Source organism: Acidovorax sp. HMWF018, assembly GCF_003061035.1.
In the GTDB taxonomy this organism is placed as follows: domain Bacteria; phylum Pseudomonadota; class Gammaproteobacteria; order Burkholderiales; family Burkholderiaceae_C; genus Acidovorax; species Acidovorax delafieldii.
Genome location: NZ_QAIM01000684.1, coordinates 1 through 1501 on the forward strand (window position 1 = coordinate 1; position 1501 = coordinate 1501).

Genomic DNA, 1501 nt, shown 5'->3' on the forward strand with positions numbered 1-1501 from the left:
GCTGCACAAGGCACTGGCCGATACGATGGCGGACGCCGAGATCCGCAGCAAGCTCATCGCCGCAGGGCTGGAGCCGTCTTACGCCACGGGCGATGCCGTGCTGGCGCAGATCGAAGACGAGTTGCCACGCATGCGCGCCATTGCCCAGCGCGCGCAGATCCGGGCGGACTGAGCCCGCCCAGCCACGGGCGGCTTGCACGCCCCTCGGTCAGGCCGTCAGCAGCTTTTGCACCCGCTCGCGCAGCAGCGTGGGCTGCACCTCGGTCGGCGCGACGGCAGAGCCCACATTCAGCCCCACGCGGCTGTAGAAGCCCCGGCGGAAGGGCCGCACCATGGCGCCGCCCTTTTCGATGCGGCTGAAGTACGAGCCCCACAGGTTGGTCAGCGCCATGGGGATCACCGGGGCCTCGACACCCTCGGCCTTCGCCCGCTCGATGATCTTCATGATGCCGCCCTTGAACTCCTGCAGCTGTCCGTCCTTGGTGATGCCCCCCTCGGGGAAGATGGCGAGCAGGTCACCTTCGCGCAGCACCTGGGCGGCGCGGTCAAAGGCGGCTTCATAGGTCTTCGGGTCTTCCTTGTACGGCGCAATCGGGATCGCCTTGGCCAGGCGGAACAGCCAGCCCAGCACCGGCACGCGGAAGATGCGGTGGTCCATCACGAAGTAGATGGGGCGCGGGCTGGCGGCCATGAGCAGCACGGCATCCACAAAGCTCACGTGGTTGCACGCCAGGATGGCCGCGCCGGTGGACGGCAGGTTTTCATCGCCCTGCACCTTGAAGCGGTACACGAACCGCGACGACACCCACGCGATGAAGCGCAGCAGGTACTCGGGCACCAGCATGAAGATGTAGAACGCCACCACGGCGTTGGCCAGGCCGGTGAACAGGAAGATCTGGGGCACCGTGAAGCCCGCGCCCAGCAGGGCGCCGGCGATGAGCGAGCTGCCGATCATGAACAGCGCGTTGAGGATGTTGTTGGCCGCGATGATGCGCGCGCGGTGTGTGGGCTGGCTGCGCATCTGGATCAGCGCATACATGGGCACGCTGTACAGGCCCGCAAACAGGCTGAGCAGCGCCAGGTCCAGCATCACGCGCCAGTGGGCGCCCTGGGCCACGAAGGCGGCCAGGCCCATGATCTCGGACGGTGGCAGGCTGCGCGACGCGAAATACAGGTCGATGGAGAACACGCTCATGCCGATGGCGCCCAGTGGCACCAGGCCGATCTCGACATGGCGGCGCGACAGCACCTCGCACAGCAGCGAGCCCACACCAATGCCGATGGAGAACACCACCAGCAGCAGCGAAGCCACCTGCTCGTTGCCATGCAGCACGTTCTTGGCCAGGCTGGGGAATTGGCTCAGAAACACCGCGCCAAAGAACCACATCCAGCTGATGCCCAGCAGCGAGCGGAACACCACGATGTTCTCGTGTGCCAGCTTGAGGTTGCGCCAGGTTTCGGTGAAGGGATTCCAGTTGATGGTGAGCCCCGGGTCGGTGGC

General features: G+C 66.2%; 1 protein-coding gene and 1 pseudogene. One reads left to right on the plus strand and one right to left on the minus strand.

Annotated elements, in window-relative coordinates; translation table 11 throughout:
* Window positions 1–172 (plus strand): annotated as a pseudogene (locus tag DBR23_RS29045) (tripartite tricarboxylate transporter substrate binding protein); the annotation flags it as partial.
* 36 nt (window positions 173–208) lie between these two features.
* Here DBR23_RS29045 and DBR23_RS29050 read toward each other — a convergent pair.
* Window positions 209–1501 (minus strand): 1-acyl-sn-glycerol-3-phosphate acyltransferase (locus DBR23_RS29050; protein ID WP_108500347.1); only part of this gene is annotated, 1293 nt, incomplete at its 5' end.